Raw genomic sequence first — 16,119 nt, 5'->3', positions numbered from 1 at the left:
GACGCATGCGTCAGCAGCGACGTGACCTTTCCGCCGAGGCATTATATTCCGCAGCCGTGGCCTTGTCTGACCATCTAGTGCGTCTTAACCACTTTCAGCGGGCTCGCCATATCGGCCTCTACTGGCCCATGCAGGGTGAAATCAGCCCCTTGCCGGTCATGCAGCATCCCATTGCGGCCAATAAGCATTTTTATCTGCCGGTGCTCGCCGGACATTTTGCGCGCAGCCTGCGCTTTGCACCCTTTCACCCTAATACTGTCCTGCGCCATAATCGCTTTCGCATTCTCGAGCCGCAGGTATCTCCCCGCCAGCACTGTGCTGTGCGTGAACTGGATTTGCTGATCCTGCCGCTGGTGGCTTTTGACGCCGAAGGTTATCGTCTGGGGATGGGTGGGGGCTTTTATGATCGCAGTCTGGCGCATTTGCCCCACCGCCGCAGTTGGCGGCGACCGCGGCTGATCGGGGTAGGTCATGCTTTTCAGGAAGTGCCCCATGTGCCCAGAGAGCCCTGGGATATCCCCCTAGGCATTGTCTGTACAGAAAAGGGTTGTTACAGGATCAGCGCATGATGACACAAGTACTTTCATAATCCCCACACTCCCCGGCCATGTTGAGACAGCGGATGGTGTTGCCAGCTTCTGCGGTCTGCTGATGACGGTAGACACAGGTAATGGTCAATGCAGCGTGGCTCGCCGTGTGCGTTATGATTTCCCGCAGGAAGTAGCGTAGCCGGAACTGGGAATTATACCCCTTCCAGCCATGCACGGCGGCGTGCAAGGACGACTTCATCCACATCCTCCAGCAATTCCAGCCAGGCCGTATCCGGTGGCGGCGGAGCCGGGGTCAGTTGCGTTTCCATAAGGATGTCATCGCGGAAGAAGTGGATACGTAGTGCCGCACCCGCGGGAAGCGCATCCAGTTGTGTCGGTACTTGTTCCGCTGTGCTCCGGACGCCATCGAGAGCAACGAGAATGTCGTCCGGCGACAATCTCGCCTGTTCCGCCGGGCCGCCCGTTTGCACATGACACAACTGAGCGCCCAGCGCGTGTGGTCGCCAAGTCGCTCCCAGCCAGGCTTGCGGGGTTTGCGCGCTGGCCTGACCGCCCTCATCCTGCGGGCCACTGGCCGCGCGCAGACGTAGGGCAATGCCCATTTCTGCCAAGAGCGCGCGCAGCGGCAGGTCGGTTTTCTCCGTGATCCAGGACTCCAAACGCGCAGCGAGCGGCGACCCGGCGAGCGCCTCGACCAGATTGATGCATTGGCCTTCCGGCAGTGCTTTGCCGGTGCGGCCGTAATCTTGCCACAGCCGGGCGAGCAAGGTGTCGAGGCTCCGGCTGCCAGCACTTTCCAGGCGCAGGCTGAGGTCCAGACAGAGGGCCAGCAGGGCGCCTTTGTTATAATAACTGACCTCAAAGTTGGCGCTGTTGACATGGGGATGATAGAGCTTGATCCAGGCATCTTCACTGGATTCCGCCAGACTTTGCAGGAAACGTCCGGGGCGACGCAGCAGGCGAGTCAGCTCCTTCCCGACGCCGCGCAGGTATTGCGCGGGCGTGGTCAGACCGGCGCGGCGCAGGCAGAGATCATCATAGTAGGAGGTGATGCCCTCGAAGATCCAGAGGTCGCGGGTGAGCGCCTCCCGATCCAGGGCGCTGGCGCTGGGCACAGCGGGACGAATGGCCTGCACCAGCCAGCTATGGAAATACTCGTGACTGACCAGACCGAGGAAGCGCTGATAATGGTCTGCGTTATGGCCACTCAGGTCATCCCGGGCGCAGAGGAGGGCGCTGGAAGCGCGATGCTCCAATCCCCCATAGCCATCAGCACTGGTCATGCACAGAAAGTGGTACTCGGTGAAGGCGGCATCGCCCCAGAAACGCTGTTGCCAGTCACAAATGCGTGTCAGGTCGGAACCCAGCCGCTGCAGGTCTGCCTGATGGATGCCTTGAATGAGCAGGTGATGGGGCCGCTCTCCTGCCGAAAAGTCCAGCAGCGTGAGCGTGCCCATGAGCAGCGGATGATCAATGAGGGTGCGATACCCAGAGGCAATAAAGCTGCCCCAGCCCCAGGTCGCACCGCTCTGCCGGGGGAGGGCGGTGGCCACCCGCCAGTCTTCCGGACCTTCCAGGAGGACTGCGTGCGCTTGGTCTTCCTGCCCCAGGACCCGCAAGTAGATGGCCGGGCCGTTGAAAAAGCCCCCCTGATCATCCAGATATGCCGTGCGTACTGAGCGGTCGAAAGCGTACACGGCATAATGGACGACGACCGGACCATGGCCCGCCGCGAGACGCCAGCGGTCCTTGCCGATTTTGTGCAGGGCGACATCCTGCCCATTACGCTCGGCGCGGATTTGTGTCACATGACGGGCGAGGTCGCGGATCGTATAACTGCCGGGCACCCAGGCGGGCAGGGCGAGGATCTGTCCTTCCGGGTCCGGTTCGGAAATGCTCAGGGACACTCGAAAAAGGTGTGCTTGTGGCTCGGCGCTGATCTGGTAATTCAGTGGGACAAAACTCAAGGCGGCACTCCTAACACCAGGCGGCGGCAAGGGTGCGAAAAGCCGGGTGCGCCGCGTCGCCCAGCCACTCATAAAATACCGACTCAGCCGACGGCGACCGTAACTCCCGCCTGCCGTAGCCGCTCCAAAGCGGGTTGTGCTGTTCGGCGTCACGGCTGGCGGCGGCTACCGCCCTCGGGCTGCCCGCCAGCAGTCTGGTGATGTTGTGCAGCAGTGGCGTCCGTCGTATGGTGGGGAGGGTGCCGAGCAGGCGATCCTGCAGATCAATGGCGAGGATGATGCTCTGCCCAGCCTGAATACGCATAATCGCTCAGAATACAAAGCGGGCTGGCAGCGGCTTGTGACGCAAGGGCGGAATTTCTGTCTCGAAGAGCTCCGAGTATTCAAAAATGCCTGGCTGGGAGTGGAAAATCCGCCGCACCCGCATGGCGGGGCCGGTGCCGAGAATAGCTATTAATCGCCCGCCGACGGTCAGTTGTTCTTTGAAGATCTCCGGCAGCACCGGCAAGGATCCGGTGATACAGATGGCATCATAGGGTGCATTGTCCGCCCAGCCAGTGGAGCCATCACCAATATGCAGGTGGGCATTATGCACGCCCTGCACCCGCAAACAGCCTTCTGCCGTTCGGGAGAGTTCGGCGCGATCCTCGACACTGTGTACCATCCCCGCGAGTTGTGCCATCAGTGCCGTCAGGTAGCCGCTTCCGGTGCCGATCTCCAGCACTCGATCCTGTTCATGCAGATCCAGCTCTTGCAAGACCCGCGCCTCCATCTTTGGCGTCCACATGATCTCGCTGTGCCCCAGCGGTAAAGTAAAATCAGCAAAAGCCAAATGCCGATAGGGGGTCGGCACGAAAAGCTCACGCTTTACTTGCGCAACAGTGGCCAGCACACGAGGGTCGAGCACATCCCAAGTGCGAATCTGGGTGTCAATCATGGTACGGCGGAGGGTGTCAAAGTCCATAGAGAATCAGGGTTCCAGTAGTTTTCCACCATTTAGGCATGGGTCTTGTGGCAAGTCAATCCACGCGCTCATCGCGCACCCGCAAGATGGTGATTGGCTTGGCGTCCGTCCTGTGCTCCAATAGCCGCTGATATTGCAAAGGAGTTCCTCTTGGAGAGCCGTGCGCACGCGCTGGTAGCACTCATTTTTTTGGCCGTACTGGGTGTCGGAGTGGCGGTAGTCGGATTGTGGATGCATCATGGTGCGCAGCCCGGCGTCGCCTTCGACGTGATTTCCCCCTACAGTGTAGCGGGACTCACCCTTCAGGCACCGGTGCGCTTCAAAGGGGTGCGGGTGGGGGACGTGACCGCGATTGGTCTGGATCCGGCGAATCCGCGCATGATCAGGGTGCGGATCAAGGTGGATAAGGCGACGCCCATTACCCGCGCGACCTTCGCCGAACTGGCGCCGCAAGGGGTGACCGGGCTGAGTTATTTGTCCCTGACCGATCACGGCACCGACTTCGCACCCTTGCCGAGGGTGTCCGGTCGGCTGGCCGAAATTCCCATGCATCCCAGCTTTTTTGAGGTGCTGTCCCGTAATGGCGAATCACTGGTGAACCGCAGCAACGAGTTGGCCAACCGCCTGAACGCCCTTTTAACGGACGAGAATCGCACACGTTTTGCGCAGACGCTTACCCATGTGGACCGGGCCACAGACCAGTTGGTGCAAATGGAGACCGCACTGTTGCCGACCCTTAAAGCCCTGCCTGCCATGGTCGCTGCCACCCGGTCTACCATGGAGGCGAGCCATCTGCTCATGACCCATCTTGATGCCCTGACCGTGGCGGCGCAGGCGCCGCTGGCGGATACGGCGGCGGCCGCCAAGTCACTGCGTGGACTCAGTGTTGCCGGAGAGCGGGCGGTGAATACCCTCAATTATGTCACCTTGCCGCAGGTGCATCGCCTGACCCAAAGCCTGATGACCAGCAGCGCGGCGTTGGCAGCTCTCAGTCATTCGCTGCAGCGCTCCCCGCAATCATTGCTCTACGGCGATCGTGGCCCGCCGCCGGGACCGGGTGAGTCGGGTTTTTCCGCAGGAGGAAACTGAGCGTATGCAAGACCCTTTATCTAAATATTCACCCGCAGGGAAACGCATGGTGCTGGCGGGCCTGGTTCTGCTCGCCGCTGGCTGTGCCAGCAGCGCGCCCTGGCAGGCACCCTACGATATTACGCCGCCGCACCCCGCCGCCCCTCTGGTCAGCAGCAAGGGCACAACGACGGCGCTGCCCGTGCTGCGTTTGACTCGGGTCAGCGCTGCGCATTGGCTGCAAACGGACGCCTACCAGTATCATTTGCTCTATCAGGAGCCACAGCGTCTGCTGGTCTACCGGGACGCCCGCTGGGTTGGCACTCCGCCGCAGATGATTGCCAGCCGCTTGCAATATCAATTGATCGGCTCGGGCCAGTGGCGGGCGGTTTTGGCGGGACAGTCCAATGGCATGGCGACCTGGCTATTGCAGGTCAGGCTGACGGATTTCGTGGTGAATTTCAGTGGGCCGGATGCGGGCAAGGCTCTGGTCGCGGGTACCGCGACGCTGGTGCAGGCTGCTGATCACCAGGTGGCTGCTCAGCACAGCTTTTATTTCACCGAGACGCTGCCCAGTGCAAGTGCGCAGGGTGGTGCCGTGGCCATGGCCGGGGCGAGTGAACATTTTGTCACCGCGGTGAGTGGCTGGGCCGCGCAGATGGCGGGCATCGGGAAGTCTGTGCCCCAGCCTTAGGCTTTTACTTCAGTCCTCCTGGTGCTTGACCACCAGCACCGGACAACTGGCGTGATGGACAATGTCATTGGCGACAGAACCCAGCAGCAATCGGCCAATGGTGCCGTGCCCATGACTACCCACTACCAGCATATCCACTGCATGGGCCTTGCCGAAGGCAATCACCGCCTTCCCGATATTCTCCCCACTTTCCTCCAGTTCTACCTGCGGTGTGATGCCGCCTGCGGCTACGGATTGGCGCAGTTTTTCCATCTCGGCATGCGCCAGATGGAGCAGCTTTTCGCGCAGATCCAGGGTGGGCGGCAAAATTTCTTCCGGCATCTGCAGATTGAGCATTTGCGGGTTGAAAATGTGGAGCAGGGTGAGGCGGGCGTCGTGTAACTGGGCCTCTTGCGCCGCCATCCGGGTGGTGTACAGGGCCATCGGTGAAAAATCGACGGCCACCAAAATATGCTTTATAGGGGTCTTTACGGGTGATTTATTCACGGGGATGCTCCTTGCGCAGGGTGTCCATGAGTTGCGTTTCGTCCAGCAGCACGTTTTCGGTGGCGCGCCGCGCCTGGTATTCCCAAACGCCCTGCGCCAGCACTTTGTCACTGACCACAATGCGATGAGGCAGACCGATCAGATCCATGGTGGCAAACTGCACACCCGGACGCTCATCGCGATCGTCGAGCAGTACGCTGTAGCCCTGCGCCTCCAGGCGATCATGCAGGGCTTGAGCGGCGGCAGCCACCTCCGGCGACTTGCGCGCATTGATGGCGACGATGCCGACTTCAAAGGGTGCCAGGGCCACTGGCCAGGTGATGCCACGATCATCAAAATGTTGCTCCACCGCCGCCGCCACCACCCGCGACACACCGATACCATAGCAACCCATGGTAACCGTGGCGTCGCGGCCGGTCTCGTCCAGCACGCTAATACCCATGCTCTTGCTGTAGCGTTCTCCGAGTTGAAAGACGTGCCCCACCTCAATGCCCCGGCGGATGCTTAGCCTGCCCTCCTGGCAATGCGGGCAAGCATCCCCGGCACGGACATTGCGCAGATCCGCTGCCGCCGGGCGCGGTAAATCGCGGTCCCAGTTCAGGTTGATCCAGTGCAGATCCGCCGCATTGGCGCCCGTGCTGAAATTGGCCACGCCAAAGGCGCGGTGATCCGCCATTATGGAGATAGGCAGCAACGGATCCTTGGGACCAATGAAGCCCAGGGGCGCGCCCGTGGCGGATACGGCTTCAGCCGAGCTGGCCAGGTGCACCTCCTGCGCATTCAAGGCGTGTCCGGCCTTGACCAGATTCAGTTCATCATCGCCGCGCAGCAACAACATGATGATCTTGCCGTCGGCGACCACCAACACGGTCTTGACGATTTTTGTGGTGCTGATGCCCAGATGCTCAGCCTGCTCCGCTACGCTGCGGATACCCGGCGTCTGCACTTGTGCGGCGGCCAGCGGCATCTCCGCCTCCGCAGTGTCGGGGCGACTCTGGGCCTTTTCCATATTCGCGGCATAGTCGCAGTGGTGACAGGAGACGATGGCATCTTCTCCCGAATCCGCCAGCACATGAAACTCATGGGAGCGCTTGCCCCCAATGGCCCCGTTATCTGCTTCCACCGCGCGGAAATTCAGTCCGAGGCGGGTGAATGTCCGCTGATAGGCTTCATACATGGTCTGGTAGGTGATCTCCAGCGAGGCGTGATCCATATGGAAGGAATAGGCATCCTTCATGATGAATTCACGCCCGCGCATCAGCCCGAAGCGGGGACGGATTTCATCGCGGAACTTCGTCTGAATCTGGTAGAAATTGACGGGAAGCTGTCGGTAAGAGTGAATCTCCCGCCGCACCAGATCGCTGATGACTTCCTCATGGGTCGGTCCCATGCAAAAATCGCGGTTATGACGATCCCGCAAGCGCAGCAGTTCCGGGCCGTACTGTTCCCAGCGACCCGACTCCTGCCACAGCTCGGCGGGTTGCACCAGCGGCATCAGCAGTTCCTGTGCGCCGCTGCGGTCCATCTCCTCGCGTACCACCCGCTCCACCTTGCGCAATACCCGCAAGCCCAAGGGCATCCAGGTGTACAAGCCGGAAGCCAAGCGGCGGATAAAGCCCCCGCGCAGCAATAACTGGTGACTGATGAGTTCCGCTTCGGCGGGTGTCTCCTTAAGGGTGGGGATGAAGATCTGACTGGCGCGCATAAAAATCCCTGTTGAACGATAGCGTACAGTGTAAGAAAGGGTGGGAGACAAAGAAAGGGGCGGCGCGCGCGAAAACCGGCGATCGGCGAATTATAGAACTTGCGGCTAGGCGCACCCAACGGAGATTTATGACGTGATGCCTTTTGCTGATCTGAAAATTTGCGGCAGTAAGGAGGAGGCTGGCTTAAGAAACAACAACCGCCGGGAAATCTCTGCGATCCGTCGGCGCTGGCATGAGCATTCATCATGCCAGTTAGGTGAAATGCCGAAATTCCACCTCTCAGTAGATTTGACCAATGCCTCATGGTCACTGGCAGAAAAATTAAAATTGCCGCGAGTTGGGTGCTTCCCCATGCCCGCGTGGCGCGAATAGTAAAGTCTATGCAGAACGGGGGTCAAATATATCAGGAAGGCCCTCCCATCCCTGTGCGCTTGCTATGATCGTGATGGAGCGTGATGATGCCAATCGCCAGCGGCTGGAGCGTCTTGTCGGGTATCTCTTCGGGTGTGTTCCGTGCCGGACGCCATCTCCGCGCGGAATAGGCCTGAAGCGATGCTCCAAATCATCCATGCGTAACAACGATTACGTTTCGCTCGATTTTATTAGCTTTCCAAATCTCTTCACGATAGGCCACTGTGGTGACCTTCTGGAAATGCTTATAGCCGGTTTTTCTACAAACCTATATGCTAGCTCTGAAACGAGGAATGTAACACCGATAGATAATAATAGCAGGACAGGCAAGCTGATGACCCCGTAGAAAGCATGCAACATGGCCAGTAAAATTACCGCGTGCAACAAATATAAACTGTAGGAAATTTTACCTAGGTATATAAGAATGGGGGTCGTAAGAACTTGGATGGCGACCAAATCATACGCCGAAACCAGCACTAAAATGGCGGCACCCATTATGGCTGGCCAGTCGCGGACCATCAAATGGTGGATCCCGACGGCACTAATAAAGTGAGGCCCATAGTAATATAGAAAAAATCCGATGGAAAATACGGCTGTTCGACCCTGTATGCCAAGTCTATTGTACCATTTTTGCAAGGAAGTTCGTTGCGTTGCCAAGGTGGCGCCAAGGACGAAAGCGAATATGTAGTACGGCGTAAAAATATAGGCTGTTAAAGACCCGGATAGCGTTAACCAAGATAGTATATGCCCGCCAGACAAGGCAAACATACGAATCGCCATGGCCAATACACTCAGCATGAAGAAAATGACGACCGGGACCCACCACTTCTTGTCCCGCATGAACCATAATATGGCAGGAAACAAGATGGATATTCTCATCTCTTGCACCAGTGTCCATACGGTGAAATCATAGTGATTAGCATTGAACTCGTCTACAAAAAGCAAATGGTAAAGTATGGATCTTATCGTGATTGGCGCAGACCAGAACTGATTTAACCATGGGTTCAATCCTGGCAATCCTCCGTGGTAAAAGAGATACTCTCCAGCAACCCCAAAAAACACCGCTAATAGATATGGTATATATAAACGCAGGCTGCGCTTCATGAGAAATGACACATAATTCATGCTTGCACTATTGATCATGAAAAACAGCACATAGCCGCTCAACACGAAAAATAACAACACAGCGGATCTTCCGGCCCAAAATATACCCAATGGGGTATAGGATAGATCACCTATAATTGAGGATATATTATGATAATTTGACAACGGTGAATTCATGAATATAAGCACGTAGTGCGACAACATCACCGATAATGCTGCGATTCCGCGAATCGCATCGAATTGCTGAATATGGCGTACATTTTCTGTGGACATATCTCTCCTTCTGTGAAATTACCGGTACACGGTACCATGCCAGATATGGCCCTGGCAAACCAAGACCCACAAGAAAGCAGCACAAAAAACTCCATTGATCCAATAAAATAAGCATAGTATGCAGGCGAGGAGAAAAGGCGGGCGTGTCGTCGCGGACCATATCCCGCTTGCTGCGAAAGGTTTTTGTCTGGGAAGGGACCCGTTGACGGACGATTGTTTGCCAGTCGATGGTGATTCCATCCTGGTCTTTTCTGGGGGTAACTGCCTGTCACAGGACGGCACAGCCTGCCCTGTTTCTGAATCTCGCAGGTAAATGCGGCATAAACACAAGTTAGCTCCGGCAACGTAAGCTAACTTGCTTTGTTGTTTTATTTGGCGTCCCCATGGGGGTTCGAACCCCAGTTACCGCCGTGAAAGGGCGGTGTCCTAGGCCACTAGACGATGGGGACCTTGACAGCGCTGAGAATCCTACACAGAACAGGCGCACAGGGCAAGTGTTGTTTTTCGGAGATTGCGGATGTACACGCGTAGCCCAGCGGGTGTCTCTTCAGGTAGACTAGGCCTCTCGCAATTCAGAAATCCAGGATAAAAGGACTTATGGACGAACAAGAAGCAGTTTTTATGATTGAGCGCATTTACGTGAAGGACATCTCTTTTGAGTCGCCCAATGCGCCGCTGAGTTTTGTGCAGACTGAAGCGCCGACCGTGGATGTGGGTCTGAATACCACCAGCAACGGAGTGGAAGGGATGGACGACCTTACCGAAGTGACGCTGACCGTTACTGTCAAGGCTAAGGCGGGCGAAAGCACCTACTTTGCGGTGGAGGTTCAGCAGTCCGGTTTGTTCCGCATTCAGAATATTCCGGATGAGCACATGCCCGCCCTGATAGCCGTGCACTGCCCGACGATACTGTTTCCCTACGCGCGGGAAGTGGTGGCAGATATGGTAGGCCGCGGTGGTTTCCAGCCTCTGCATCTGCATCCGGTCAACTTCGAGGCCCTGTATCAGCAGGCACAGGTCCAGCAACAGAACTACCCGACGCAATAAAGCATGCGTTGGGCGGTGCTGGGGGGTGGTCACTGGGGGACTGCCCTGGCGGTTTATCTGCTCCGGCAGGGGCATACAGTGCAACTCTGGGGGCGCTGTGCCAAGCGTTTGCCCTGCCAGCCCGACCGTGTAGATCTTTTCCCCATATTCCCGCAGTGCGCGCGGCCTGAAGAACTGCGCTGCACAGTGGATCTCAGCGCTGCTGTACGAGACAGTGAGGGGATCGTACTCGCCATACCCAGCCATGCCTTGCGCGCTTTGATGACGACTCTGCGTGCTTGCCTGCCACCCGCTACGCTGCTGGTCCTCGCCAGTAAAGGGCTGGAAATGCAGACTGCCTTGCGTCTTGATCAGGTCTTGCAGGAGACCGTGCCGAATGTGCCGATGGTGGTGCTGTCCGGACCCAGTTTTGCCCATGACCTGATCCTGGGTAAACCACTGGCGATGACGGTGGCGTCCACCAACCCGACCTACGCCCAGCGGGCCGCTGAGGCCTTTGGCAGTGCGCAGATGCGGGTCTACACCAGTGATGATGTGGCGGGTGTCTGTCTGGCTGGGGCGATCAAAAATGTACTGGCGATTGCCGCTGGCATTTCTGATGGATTGGGGAATGGCGATAGTGCGCGTGCCGCGCTCATCACCCGCGGGATGGCGGAATTGCATCGCCTGGGAACGGCGCTGGGGGGGCGAACAGAAACCTTCATGGGCCTGGCTGGTGCTGGCGATTTGATCCTCACGGCCAGCAGCGACCTCTCGCGGAACCGGCGGGTGGGTGTAGGCTTAGGCCGCGGCTTGAGTCTGGAAGCGGTGCTGCGCGAGATCGGTGAAGAAGCCGAGGGTGTGTGCACGGCGCAAGCACTGTTTCAGCTTGCCCAGCGTCTGGGCGTGGATATGCCCATCACCGAGCAGGTGTATCGCGTGCTTTTTGAGGGTACGGCGCCGCGCGTTGCGAGCGATGTGCTGATGCGTCGCGCCCGGCGTTCCGAATTGCAGATGCCGCCCGATGTCACGCTTTCCTCTGCTGAGTCGTGATGAGCCTGCGCAGAATGGGACCGTGGGTCTGCAAGACTTGCAGAATGGGCCTGGGATCGTTACATTGCCGCCAGATGACAGGGTGTTTTGCACACCCGGATAAATAGAATAAGGAGTTTGGATGTCACCAGACAGGACCGCATGTTGACGGCAGCGCTGGCGCAGGCTTTGGCGTATCAGGCACAAAGTCTTCAGGCTGTTTCGCGGACTTTTGCCCTGACGATTCCTCAGTTGCCGGAAGCCTTGCGAGACGCGGTCGGTAATGGCTACCTGTTATGCCGAATTGCCGACACTATCGAAGACGATCCGGATTTGCCCTGGGAAAAAAAGGCCTATTGGCAGGCGGAGTTTCTCAAGGTGGTGGAGGGTGCGGGCGATGCCGCCGCTTTCGCCGCGGCATTTGGGGCGGCTCTGTCGGCAGCGATGCCGGAAGCCGAGCACGATCTGATTCGTCATACCCCTGAGGTCGTTGCCATTACCCACAGTTTCACCCCGGCGCAGCAGTCTGCGCTGTCCCGCTGCGTCCGGATCATGGGTATGGGGATGGCGGAGTTTCAGCAGCACGCTTCGTTGCAAGGGCTTGCGGACATGGCGGCGATGGATCGCTACTGCTACGTAGTAGCGGGCGTCGTCGGCGAAATGCTCACCAGCCTTTTTGTGGACTATGAGCCGCGACTGGCGCCGCATGATGCGGAGATGCAGCAGCTTGCGGTATCTTTTGGGCAGGGTCTGCAGATGACCAATATCCTCAAGGATATCTGGGATGACTGGCAGCGCGGTGTGAGTTGGATGCCACGCGCAGTGTTCCAGCGTCATGGTTGCGATATTGCCGCGGTGCAACCCGGCAGCCATGATCCGGCTTTTGCGGCGGGCCTCAGTGAACTGCTGGGTATTGCCGCCGGGCATTTGCAGAATGCGCTGCGTTATACGCTGCTGATTCCGGCCGAGCAGACGGGGATGCGCGATTTCTGTCTCTGGGCTATTGCCATGGCGGTGTTAACGCTGCGGCGGATCTCCGAAAACCCCGTTTTTGCTTCCGGGAGCGAGGTAAAAATCAGCCGGAGCACTGTGCATCGGGTGGTGTTCCTGTCGCGCCTGCTGCATCGCTCCGACATGCTCTTGCAACTGAGCTTCCGGGTGGGTGTTAAACCACTATCGCTGTCTCCTGCCGTAGGGCGACCATGAATCGCATCCTGCAACCCATGCACTACGGCGCGCGCATTTTTCGCGCGCCGCTGGATCGGGTCATTGCTGAGGCGCGTACCGCCCTAAGCAGTCTGCAGGCGGAAGATGGCCACTGGTGCTTCGAGTTTGAAGCGGATTGCACCATCTCCGCCGAATATATTCTGATGCAGCACTATATGGATGAGCGCGATGGGCCTCTGGAGGCGAAGATCGCCATCTATCTGCGCAATAAACAGGCGGATCACGGCGGCTGGCCCCTCTATTACGGAGGTCCTTTTGACCTGAGTGCTTCGGTAAAGGCTTATTACGCCCTCAAGCTGGCAGGGGATAATCCGGATTTGCCGCATATGCGGCGCGCCCGTGAAGCAATCCTGGCGCATGGCGGGGCGGAACACGCCAATGTGTTCACGCGCATTACTCTGGCACTGTTTGCCCAGGTACCGTGGCGGGCTGTGCCCTTTATTCCAGTGGAAATCATGCTGTTGCCGCGCTGGTTTCCCTTTAATATTTACAAGGTGGCATCCTGGTCGCGGACGGTGATGGTGCCGCTGTTTATTTTGTGTAGCCTCAAAGCGCGTGCCAAAAATCCATTGCAAGTGCATATCCACGAATTGTTCCGGCGGCCGCCGGAACAGATCACGGACTATTTCAGCCATGCCCGGCAAGGGATTGTGGCGCATCTCTTTCTGTCTCTGGATCGATTTTGGCGGTTGATGGAAGACTGGATACCCCAGCGTATCCGGTGTCGTGCCGTGCAGAAGGCGGAGATGTGGTTTATAGCGCGGCTCAACGGGGAGGATGGCCTGAATGGCATTTTCCCGGCTATGGTGAACGCGCACGAGGCGTTGGAATTGCTCGGTTATGCATCTGACCATGTTTATCGCCAGCAAACACGGGCAGCCCTGCGTAAATTGGTGGTGGAGCGGGCAAGCGACGCCTACTGTCAGCCCTGTGTGTCACCGGTTTGGGACACCTGCCTCGCGCTCCATGCGTTGCTGGAGCAGGATGGCGAGGTGTCTCCGGCGGTGCAAAGCGGTATCCAATGGCTCAAGGACCGGCAAATTGGTGCCGAGCCCGGCGATTGGCAGGAGCAGCGGCCCAATTTGGCGGGCGGTGGTTGGGCCTTTCAATATGCCAACCCGTATTATCCGGATCTGGATGACACGGCAGCGGTGGGTTGGGCACTGGCGCGGGCTGGGCGTGCAGAAGATCGCGACAGCATCGAAAGGGCGGCGAACTGGTTGGCTGGCATGCAATCCAGCAACGGCGGATTTGCGGCTTACGATGTGGATAATACGCACTATTACCTCAACGAAATTCCCTTTGCCGATCACAAGGCCCTGCTGGACCCGCCGACAGCCGATGTCACCGGGCGAGTCGTGGCCTTTCTGGCGCATCTGGCGCGACCACGGGATCGCGACATTTTGCGGCGTGCCGTGGCATACCTGTTGCGTGAACAGGAGTCATCGGGGGCATGGTTTGGGCGCTGGGGGACCAATTACATCTACGGGACCTGGTCCGTGCTTATGGCACTGGCGGAGCTGGATGATCCTTCTCTGCAGCCCGCCATGGAACGTGCAGCGTATTGGTTGCGCGCGGTACAACAGAGCGACGGCGGCTGGGGTGAAAACAATGACTCCTACGGTGATTCCGGGCTTGCCGGCATGGGTCAGGCTTCTACTGCAGCGCAGACAGCCTGGGCCTGCCTCGGTCTGATGGCGGCGGGAGATCAGGATAGTCTCGCCCTGCATCGTGGTATGGCCTGGTTGCAGATGCATCAGGAAGAGGATGGTCGCTGGCCGGACCTATTCTTCAATGCGCCCGGATTCCCAAAAGTTTTTTACCTTATTTATCATGGTTACAGCTTGTATTTTCCGCTCTGGGCGCTGGCCCGTTACCGGAATTTGGGATGCATCGCCGGCGATTAGGGGTGGTGGTGGCCTTGGACGCGGAGGCGCAGACCCTTCATGCCGGTGCCCTGCGCCATGATGTGGTGGTAGAGGTGAGCGCGCAGCTCTTGCTGGTGGTCTCGGGCATGGGGCCGGGGCGGGCGATGGCGGCGGCGCGTGCGCTGCTTGCTGCGGGTGTCGAAGGGTTGGTCTCCTGGGGTACGGCGGGTGCCTTGCAGCCGGAACGGAAGCCGGGAGATTTGCTGTTGCCGGAAGTTGTGTTTGGGGCGCGCCAGACCTGGTCGGTGGATTTGCCATGGCGCGCGCTTCTGGCGCAATCCCTGTCCTTTCCCGCCTATGCTGGAGGTCTGCTCTCGGTAGCTACTCCCTGCGGCTCGGTGGCTGCCAAATCAGCCTACTTGTTGGATTTTCCGTTAGCGCAAGGGGTAGATATGGAAAGTGGTGCCATTGCTGCGGTTGCCGGTGCTGCGGGCAAGCCATTTGTGGTGATCCGCAGTGTTGTGGATCCCGCAGGTCAGTCCTTGCCGGACGCTGCTACAGGGGGCGTTGATGCGTACGGTGGTCTGCAGGCGCTCAAACTCATGCGCGGGTTATTGCGCCACCCTGCTGCGTGCGTTGATTTAATGCGTTTGGGCGCGCAGATGCAGAAGGCGCTGAAAACTTTACGCGCGGTTGCGCCGGGTCTGCAGGCGGGGAGGGTGGCATGAAGGCCTTGCTGACCGGTGCATCGGGTTTTGTGGGTGGTGCGGTGTTGCGCCGACTGCTGGCCGAGGGGCTGGAAGTGCGGGTGTTGCATCGTGCTGGTGCCGATCCGAGCAACTGGCAAGGACTGAACGTGGAGTTGGCGGTCGGTGACCTGACGGATGGCCTCAGTCTGGATAACGCAGTCACCGGTTGCCAGGCGGTCTTTCATGTGGCAGCGGATTACCGGATCTGGGTACCTGAGCCGCATGCTATGTACGCCGCCAATGTAGGGGGTAGCGAACGCCTGGTGCGCGCGGCGCTCAACGCAGGTGTCGAACGGATCGTCTATACCAGCAGTGTTGCCGTACTGGGCCATTACGCCGATGGCCGGGAGGCGGATGAAGAAGTGCCCTCTCATCTGAGCGCGATGATCGGCCATTATAAACGCTCCAAGTTTCTGGCGGAGGAGGCTCTGCGTACTCTGTGCCAGGATGAAGGTGCCCCCATCGTCATCGTAAACCCCTCAATGCCTATAGGCCCGGCGGATCGCAAGCCGACCCCCACCGGGCGGATGGTGCGCGATGCTGCGGCAGGCCGTATGCCGGCCTATGTGGATACCGGTATGAATGTGGTGCATGTCGATGATGTGGCCATGGGCCATTGGCAGGCGTTTACCGAGGGTCGGGCGGGGGAGCGCTATATTCTCGGGGGCGACAATCTCCCGCTGGCGGCGATCCTCACCCGCATTGCCGGCCTCACCGGACATCACTCGCCGTGGCTGCGCATTCCGCGCCGCCTGCTTTATCCCCTGGCCTGGGGCGCGGAGAGTGTGGTACGGCTGCGCGGTAAGGGGACGCCGTTGGTGACCATCGATGAACTGCGTATGGCGGCGCACAAAATGTACTTTTCATCGGCCAAGGCGGAGCAGGCCTTGCATTATACCCATCGTCCTGCAGAGGAAGCACTGCGAGATGCAGTACAATGGTTTGCCGATAACCATTATTTATAGCATGTCTGTCCATTTGCCCAGGGCGGTT

At 58.6% G+C, this 16,119-nt stretch carries 16 protein-coding genes and 1 tRNA gene; 9 read left to right on the top strand and 8 right to left on the bottom strand.

Going from position 1 to position 16,119, the window contains the following annotated elements:
- Positions 1-5: 5 nt before the first annotated feature.
- On the top strand, positions 6-569 hold the full coding sequence (locus tag H2515_RS09890) for a 5-formyltetrahydrofolate cyclo-ligase (protein WP_198659989.1): 564 nt from the start codon (positions 6-8) through the stop codon (positions 567-569).
- On the opposite strand, the gene H2515_RS09885 is transcribed toward H2515_RS09890, so the two are convergent.
- From H2515_RS09885 to H2515_RS09870, 4 genes are read right to left on the bottom strand one after another with little or no spacing between them, the layout of a single operon-like run.
- Complete coding sequence (locus H2515_RS09885) at positions 559-789, bottom strand: hypothetical protein (protein ID WP_065412853.1); 231 nt, start codon at positions 787-789, stop codon at positions 559-561. The two genes, H2515_RS09890 and H2515_RS09885, sit on opposite strands and share 11 nt — an antisense overlap.
- Positions 743-2,518 (bottom strand): M61 family metallopeptidase, encoded by a 1,776-nt coding sequence (locus H2515_RS09880; RefSeq protein ID WP_065412852.1) that lies wholly within the window; start codon positions 2,516-2,518, stop codon positions 743-745. Before H2515_RS09880 ends, H2515_RS09885 begins: the two co-directional genes overlap by 47 nt.
- 10 nt (positions 2,519-2,528) lie before the next feature.
- Positions 2,529-2,822 carry a hypothetical protein gene (locus tag H2515_RS09875; protein WP_232821327.1) on the bottom strand — a complete coding sequence of 98 codons (294 nt, stop codon included), beginning with the start codon at positions 2,820-2,822 and terminating at the stop codon, positions 2,529-2,531.
- Positions 2,823-2,828: 6 nt separating this feature from the next.
- The gene (locus H2515_RS09870) at positions 2,829-3,482 is read right to left on the bottom strand and encodes a protein-L-isoaspartate O-methyltransferase family protein (RefSeq protein WP_035194334.1); all 654 of its coding nucleotides are present in this window, start codon (positions 3,480-3,482) and stop codon (positions 2,829-2,831) included.
- 150 nt (positions 3,483-3,632) lie between these two features.
- Here H2515_RS09870 and H2515_RS09865 point away from each other — a divergent pair, with 150 nt between their 5' ends.
- Both H2515_RS09865 and H2515_RS09860 read left to right on the top strand, forming a co-directional pair.
- Positions 3,633-4,571 carry an MlaD family protein gene (locus tag H2515_RS09865; protein ID WP_065412851.1) on the top strand — a complete coding sequence of 313 codons (939 nt, stop codon included), beginning with the start codon at positions 3,633-3,635 and terminating at the stop codon, positions 4,569-4,571.
- 4 nt (positions 4,572-4,575) lie between these two features.
- The gene (locus H2515_RS09860; protein ID WP_198659988.1) at positions 4,576-5,244 is read left to right on the top strand and encodes an ABC-type transport auxiliary lipoprotein family protein; all 669 of its coding nucleotides are present in this window, start codon (positions 4,576-4,578) and stop codon (positions 5,242-5,244) included.
- A 9-nt stretch (positions 5,245-5,253) separates the two neighbouring features.
- Here H2515_RS09860 and H2515_RS09855 read toward each other — a convergent pair whose 3' ends face one another.
- From H2515_RS09855 to H2515_RS09840, 4 genes are all read right to left on the bottom strand, one after another.
- Complete coding sequence (locus tag H2515_RS09855) at positions 5,254-5,730, bottom strand: universal stress protein (RefSeq protein WP_198659987.1); 477 nt, start codon at positions 5,728-5,730, stop codon at positions 5,254-5,256.
- The gene (locus H2515_RS09850; protein WP_198659986.1) at positions 5,723-7,435 is read right to left on the bottom strand and encodes a proline--tRNA ligase; all 1,713 of its coding nucleotides are present in this window, start codon (positions 7,433-7,435) and stop codon (positions 5,723-5,725) included. The genes H2515_RS09855 and H2515_RS09850 overlap by 8 nt, the downstream gene beginning before the upstream one ends.
- A gap of 583 nt (positions 7,436-8,018) precedes the next feature.
- On the bottom strand, positions 8,019-9,224 hold the full coding sequence (locus H2515_RS09845) for an acyltransferase family protein (RefSeq protein WP_198659985.1): 1,206 nt from the start codon (positions 9,222-9,224) through the stop codon (positions 8,019-8,021).
- A gap of 373 nt (positions 9,225-9,597) precedes the next feature.
- Positions 9,598-9,673, bottom strand: a tRNA-Glu gene (locus H2515_RS09840).
- Between the two features lie 148 nt (positions 9,674-9,821).
- Between H2515_RS09840 and secB the strand changes: the two genes are divergently transcribed.
- The 6 genes from secB to hpnA all read left to right on the top strand — a co-directional run bounded on the left by secB (position 9,822) and on the right by hpnA (position 16,091).
- The gene (secB, locus tag H2515_RS09835) at positions 9,822-10,271 is read left to right on the top strand and encodes a protein-export chaperone SecB (protein WP_014028679.1); all 450 of its coding nucleotides are present in this window, start codon (positions 9,822-9,824) and stop codon (positions 10,269-10,271) included.
- A gap of 3 nt (positions 10,272-10,274) precedes the next feature.
- Entirely contained in the window at positions 10,275-11,303 is a 1,029-nt protein-coding gene (locus H2515_RS09830; RefSeq protein WP_014028680.1) for an NAD(P)H-dependent glycerol-3-phosphate dehydrogenase, read from the top strand.
- 117 nt (positions 11,304-11,420) lie between these two features.
- On the top strand, positions 11,421-12,488 hold the full coding sequence (locus H2515_RS09825) for a phytoene/squalene synthase family protein (RefSeq protein ID WP_232821326.1): 1,068 nt from the start codon (positions 11,421-11,423) through the stop codon (positions 12,486-12,488).
- Positions 12,485-14,416: a squalene--hopene cyclase gene (gene shc / locus H2515_RS09820; protein ID WP_198659984.1), complete on the top strand. Its 1,932-nt coding sequence runs from the start codon at positions 12,485-12,487 to the stop codon at positions 14,414-14,416. The genes H2515_RS09825 and shc overlap by 4 nt, the downstream gene beginning before the upstream one ends.
- Entirely contained in the window at positions 14,398-15,105 is a 708-nt protein-coding gene (locus H2515_RS09815) for a phosphorylase family protein (RefSeq protein WP_198659983.1), read from the top strand. The genes shc and H2515_RS09815 overlap by 19 nt, the downstream gene beginning before the upstream one ends.
- Positions 15,102-16,091, top strand: a complete 990-nt coding sequence (gene hpnA, locus H2515_RS09810; RefSeq protein WP_035194353.1) for a hopanoid-associated sugar epimerase — start codon at positions 15,102-15,104, stop codon at positions 16,089-16,091. Before H2515_RS09815 ends, hpnA begins: the two co-directional genes overlap by 4 nt.
- The last annotated feature ends 28 nt before the right edge of the window (positions 16,092-16,119 follow it).

Origin of the sequence: Acidithiobacillus ferrivorans (assembly GCF_016250455.1) — a bacterium.
Taxonomy (GTDB): Bacteria; Pseudomonadota; Gammaproteobacteria; order Acidithiobacillales; family Acidithiobacillaceae; genus Acidithiobacillus; species Acidithiobacillus ferrivorans.
Note: the sequence above shows the minus strand (reverse complement) of the source record. Positions and strands in the feature narration are given on the sequence as shown.